4 protein-coding genes are annotated in these 3,752 nt (G+C 65.9%); 3 read left to right on the top strand and 1 reads right to left on the bottom strand.

All coding sequences use genetic code 11. The features are described 5' to 3' along the window. Both HMPREF9440_RS12225 and HMPREF9440_RS08680 read left to right on the top strand, forming a co-directional pair. Positions 1-424, top strand: a 424-nt coding sequence (locus HMPREF9440_RS12225; RefSeq protein ID WP_245523600.1) for a TOBE domain-containing protein, incomplete at its 5' end; no start/stop codon positions are given. A gap of 125 nt (positions 425-549) precedes the next feature. Next, positions 550-1,242 (top strand): hypothetical protein, encoded by a 693-nt coding sequence (locus tag HMPREF9440_RS08680; RefSeq protein ID WP_008543406.1) that lies wholly within the window; start codon positions 550-552, stop codon positions 1,240-1,242. An 83-nt stretch (positions 1,243-1,325) separates the two neighbouring features. On the opposite strand, the gene purB is transcribed toward HMPREF9440_RS08680, so the two are convergent. After that, a complete protein-coding gene (gene purB / locus HMPREF9440_RS08675) occupies positions 1,326-2,690 on the bottom strand; it encodes an adenylosuccinate lyase (protein WP_008543404.1) in 1,365 nt (454 codons plus the stop codon). 310 nt (positions 2,691-3,000) lie between these two features. On the opposite strand from purB, the gene HMPREF9440_RS12220 reads away from it, so the two are divergent. Then, on the top strand, positions 3,001-3,752 hold a 752-nt coding region (locus HMPREF9440_RS12220), incomplete at its 3' end, for an aryl-sulfate sulfotransferase N-terminal domain-containing protein (RefSeq protein WP_008543403.1).

Below are 3,752 nucleotides of genomic sequence, written 5' to 3'. Positions count from 1 at the left end.
CCCCTTGGCGGCCGGCGCCTCGCCCGCCGCCGAGCCCGAAGGCCGTGCGGTGGTGCTCTCCGGGCTCGTCTCGCAGAAGGACGCGCGCTGGGGCACGATCGTCGTCGACTGCGGGGGCGATTGGCGGATTGAAATGGCGGGCGACACGGAACCCGCGACGGGCGTGCGCCTCCGCATTCACGCCCGCGACGTGAGCGTCGCGCTCGCGCGCCCCGAAGGCGGCACGTCGGTGCGGAACATCCTCCCGGCGGTCGTCTCCGCCATGAAGGAGGACGGCGCCTACGCCGAGGTGACGCTCTCGAACCCCGCCGGGGGCGAGGCGGCGCTGGTCGCGCGCGTGCTGAGAAAGAGCGCCGCGGACTTGGGGCTCACCGTCGGTCAGCGGGTCTGGGCGCAGGTGAAGGCCGCGGCCGTCATCCGCTGAAACTGACGCTTTGCCGAACGCTTGAAGGGGCGAAGGAGAACCGGAGGAAACCCGGTCTCCCGCGCCCCTTCTTCTTTCCGCGGCATAAGATGCGAAGAAAGAGGCTCTGAAGGAGGACGTGCGCGATGACGAGGTTGGATGAACGCGAAGGGCGGCCGGGTTCGGCGGACGAACTTGGGCTTCCCGAAGACGCGCCCGTCTACCGCGCGGTAGGCCTCTCGCGCGACGAGGTGGCCGAGCTTCTCACGGGAAGGCACGTCCGGCGCGCCGAAGACGGCGTCTGGGAGGTGCCGATCGTTTTGAAGAGCCTCCGGGACGCGGTCGAGACGATGGTTCCGGTGCCGCTCTCCCACGTGAACCTCAACGCGGACCTCGTGGGCTACGTGGAGGAAGAGGCGGCGGAAATTCCGAAGAAGGATCCGATCCGGCTCGTGGTGCTTCTTCCTGAGGCCGAGCGCGCGGCGGCCGATGACGGGGTGCTCCGCGCCCTCATGCGCGCCTACTTCCGGGAGCGTCTGCGGCGCTTCCGCGCCGAGGAGCGTCAGGCGCTCCGTTCCGTGGGGGCCGCCACCTTTTGGGGCTTCGTCTTCATGCTCGGCTGCCAGGTCGTGCGGTGGCTTGCGAACTTCCCCGAGCACCCCACGATCACGTCGACCATTTCGGAAGGGATGCTGGTCTTGGGGTGGGTCGCGCTCTGGAATCCCTACGACCGGCTTCTCTTTGCGTGGTGGCCCGCGTTGAAGAAGCGCCGCCTGGTCGAGCGCCTCGCCGGGGCGACGCTGGAACTTCGCGTCCTCCCCTTCCGGCTTCCCGACTGAAGGCGGATGGTGAAATCCATACGAAAAGGCTCCCGCCTCGCGTCGAGGTCGGGAGCCTTTCACTGACGGGTTCGTCGGCCGGATCAGCAGCGGCGGGCGAGTTCCACGGCCTTGCCGATGTAGGTGGCCGGGGTGAGTTCCATGAGGCGCGCCTTGGCGTCCGCCGGGATCTCCAGCCCTTCGATGAAGGTACGGATCGTCTCCGGCGTGATGCCCTTGCCGCGGGTGAGCGCTTTGAGCTGCTCGTAGGGGTGCGGCACGCCGTAGCGGCGCATCACCGTCTGGACGGCTTCGGCGAGGACTTCCCAGGCGTGGTTGAGGTCTTCCGCGATGCGAGCTTCGTTCACCTGGAGCTTGCCGAGGCCGCGCTCAAGGGCGGCGTAGCCGATGAAGCAGTAGCCGAAGGCGACGCCGAGGTTGCGCAGCACGGTCGAGTCCGTGAGGTCGCGCTGCCAGCGCGAGATCGGGAGCTTGCCGGCGAGATGGTGCAGGACGGCGTTCGCGAGGCCGAGGTTGCCTTCGGAGTTTTCGAAGTCGATCGGGTTCACCTTGTGCGGCATCGTCGAGGAGCCGACTTCGCCTTCTTTGAGCTTCTGACGGAAGAAGCCCATCGAGATGTAGCCCCAGACGTCGCGGTCGAAGTCGAGCAGGATCGTGTTCGCGCGCTCGATCTCATGGAAGAGTTCCGCCATGTAGTCGTGCGGCTCGATCTGGATCGTGTGCGTGTTGAAGGTGGCACCCAAGCGCTCTTCGACGACCTTCTTCGAGAAGGCCTCCCAGTCGTGCTCGGGGTAGGCGATGAGGTGCGCGTTGTAGTTGCCGACGGCGCCGTTCATCTTGGCGAGGATCTTCACGCCCTTGATCGCTTCGATCACGCGGCCGAGGCGCACCGCGACGTTCGCGAATTCCTTGCCGACGGTCGTGGGCGAGGCGGTCTGACCGTGCGTGCGGGAGAGCATCGGAATCTCGGCCCACTGGTGCGCGAAGCCCGCGATCGTGCCGCGCACGCGCTCCAACACGGCGACCAATTCGTCGCGGCCGCGCATGAGCATCAGCGCGTGGCTCGTGTTGTTGATGTCTTCGCTCGTGCAGGCGAAGTGGACGAATTCGGCGGCGGAGCGCAGTTCGTCGTCGTGCGCGACGCGGTCCTTGATCCAGTATTCGACCGCCTTCACGTCGTGGTTCGTCGTGCGTTCGATCGTCTTGATCGCTTCACAGTCGGCGAGCGTGAAGTTGTCGGCGAGTCCGCGCAGGAACGCGCGCCCGTGTTCGCTGATCGCCGGGAGCTCCGCAAAGCCCGCTTCGGAGAGCGCGATGAGCCACTCGACTTCGACGCGCACGCGGGCGTTCATGAAGGCGCATTCGGAGAAGATGTCGCGAAGCACGTTGGTCTGCGCGGCGTAGCGGCCGTCGATCGGGGAGAGCGCGGTGAGCGGATTGAGTTCCATGTCGGAGAGGCTCCTTGGGCTGGAAATGGTGGAAAGAAGAAATGCTGAGGGCCGCGCGGACGGGATGACGCCCGTGGGGCGCGCGCCGGGCGGCCGATTTTTGAATCGCCGCCATTGTACTAAAGCGCCGAAGGTCCCGCGGTTGCGGGGTGCGCCGCGCCTTGCGGTTCGTCTTCACGAAAAGAGGTGCCCCGAAAGGATGCCGCGGAAGGTAGTCAAAACGGCTGAGGCGCGCTAGGATCAAGGAATGCCCGCGCCCCCGTTCGGGTGACGGGCCGATAAAAGGACAAAACGAGAGGAGAACGCTTCGATGAAGAAGACCCTGATTCACGTGCTGGCGACCGCTGCCGCGCTGACCATCTGCGGCACCGCTTCCGCGGCCGGAGGACCGAGCGGCTACGCCGTCACCTTCAAGCCGCAGGGAAAGATCGGTGAAGTCGTCAACAACCCCTATGACATCGCGCCTCTCACGTCCGTGATCAAGAACGGCGGCTGGGTGCTCAAGTCCGCGCACGTGCGCGTGGTGCCGAAAAAGGGCGGTCAGGAAGTGAGCTACGACGTGGGCCCGACGGCGTTGCGCACCCACGGCGGCATCCCCGTCTTCGGTCTTTATGCGGACCACCTCAACACGGTCGAGGTGAAGTACGTCCGCGTGAACCAGGGCAAGGACGAAACGATCGAGGAGAAGTATCAGATCGCGACGCCCCCCGTCTGGTTCGATCCCTCCTGGACCGACGGGAAGACCTACAAGACCTTTGACATCGAGGTGAAGAAGAAGGCCCCGAAGGCCTTCGCCGACCGTCTCTACCTCATCAACAACCTGCTCCCCGCGTCCCCGAAGGGCATGCGCGCCGTCTGGAACAACCCGATGGGCGGGGCGCTCCAGTGGAACTTCTACCCGCAGAACGCCGTCGTCGACACGCAGGGTGAGGTCCGCTGGTACATGCTCCCCACCAAGATCTACGATCCGCGCGACATCTACCGCGCCGGGATCATGATGGGGTTCCATCAGAACGACGACGGGGCGCTCTCCTTCGGCTACGGCCAGCGCTACGCCAAGTA

Origin of the sequence: Sutterella parvirubra YIT 11816, assembly GCF_000250875.1 — a bacterium.
GTDB classification, from domain to species: domain Bacteria; phylum Pseudomonadota; class Gammaproteobacteria; order Burkholderiales; family Burkholderiaceae_F; genus Sutterella; species Sutterella parvirubra.
Note: the sequence above shows the minus strand (reverse complement) of the source record. Positions and strands in the feature narration are given on the sequence as shown.

Bases quoted from the DNA above. Each gene is read 5' to 3' on its own strand.
- HMPREF9440_RS08680 (WP_008543406.1), top strand. From the start codon at position 550: ATGACGAGGTTGGATGAACGCGAAGGGCGGCCGGGTTCGGCGGACGAA.
- purB (WP_008543404.1), bottom strand. From the start codon at position 2,690: ATGGAACTCAATCCGCTCACCGCGCTCTCCCCGATCGACGGCCGCTAC.